The 1,577-nt window shown below is 43.3% G+C and carries 1 protein-coding gene; it reads right to left on the reverse strand.

The features are described from left to right. Positions 1 to 313 precede the first annotated feature (313 nt). Positions 314 to 1,468 carry an IS110 family transposase gene (locus PSH50_RS20915; RefSeq protein WP_029772239.1) on the reverse strand — a complete coding sequence of 385 codons (1,155 nt, stop codon included), beginning with the start codon at positions 1,466 to 1,468 and terminating at the stop codon, positions 314 to 316. Between the last annotated feature and the right edge of the window lie 109 nt (positions 1,469 to 1,577).

Genomic DNA, 1,577 nt, shown 5'->3' on the forward strand with positions numbered 1-1,577 from the left:
CGTTGGTATGACTCCCACTGTCAAGTTAAACGCACTGATCCCTGCCTAACTTTTTAAGCCATAATTACTTTAGCTCGAATTAGAGCGAGTTAATACATAGGATGAAGCAAGTAATGTCGTCGGTTATCTTGCTGATATTCGTTGGTTATTACTATTTCTAGTAACAGAGCAGACCTTACTTATTTCGTCGTGGCACCTGTCTTCAGTCTATGTTCGTGGTTCAATGCAGCGTTAGCTGCACTGCCATCCTAACGCCGTCGGTGGTTGTGCCACACCCGATGCTTGATCCCATGCATTAACTCTAATACGTTTATCATGCGGGTACTCTTGCCAATCTAAGTTTTGTATTCACTGGCGTAAGCACCACTTCTTTTGCAATAGCCCATATGTACGCAATCATTTCTCGGGCAATGGCGGTAACAACCAGATTGTAGTGTTTCCCTTTGGCTATCATTTTTTTATAGCGTTTGCAGAGCCTAATCTGTGCTTTCCACGCAATATCAATAATGTCCTTTGGTAAGCCTTCTTGTCGTTTTTGCATATCTGTTGATATATTTGCCGCATACCGATAAGTGTGTGCACCTTCCACAAGAAGGCGTCTTGCTCGGCCATTTCCGCATTTTGTGATGGCGCCAATATGGCGTTTGCCACCACTCGAGTGTTCACTGGGTACAAGACCGAGATAACTCATTAATTTACGGGGATGGTCGAAACGCGATAAATCGCCAAGCTCAGCAACAACGCCAGTGGCGACCAACAAACGGACACCACGCATAGCTTGTATTGCTTTGACAACAGGATAATAACGCCACTGGTGAACGTGGTGTGTTAGTTCATTGTCTAGCCGTTCAAGTCGGCTTATTCGTTCGGTAATTGTGTGTAAAAATTCTTGTAAGACGATGTGCTGAGCGGGGTGTGGCAGCACAATCTCAGTGAGCCAACGTAAATGTTTTTGTGACCAATTCGCAGTGCCTTTATAATTGATATTATTGCGAAGCAACAGCGCCTTTAATTGATATTTGGCATCTTTTAAGTCCTTCATTGCCACTTCGCGTGCACGAGATAAATCGCGTACAGCTTCATCTTCAGGCTCGGGAACATAGATAGGTGTTAAATCTTCAGACTTAAGTAATTTAGCAAGCTTAAGAGCATCACGTTTATCGGTTTTAATCTTCTCACCAGGTTTTTTAGGAATAAGAGAGGGCGCCACCACGTAACAGCAATGGCCGAGGCTGGTAATTAACCTGTAAATCCAATAACCACATGGGCCTGCTTCATAAACAAAATGAAGTGTTGCGCCAGAGTATTTCGATTCGAACTGACGAACAAGCTTTTGAACGGCCACTTTGGAAGACGAAACTCGGCCAAGATGAACAGGTTGCGCACCTCTATGTTCTTCAATATAGGCGACTTCATTGAATTCTTTATGTGTATCAAGACCGATAAAAAGTATGCTATGTTTATTCATGTTAGCCTCTGCTGTTTAGTTAATTGACAAACTAATTATGGCTCTGGCTTTGAATTAAGCTAACCCACGAAAAGCGGAGGCTAACACCGTGTGGGAGTCATTATGTCTA

Origin of the sequence: Pseudoalteromonas sp. Angola-7 (assembly GCF_028599255.1) — a bacterium.
GTDB lineage: Bacteria > Pseudomonadota > Gammaproteobacteria > Enterobacterales > Alteromonadaceae > Pseudoalteromonas > Pseudoalteromonas atlantica.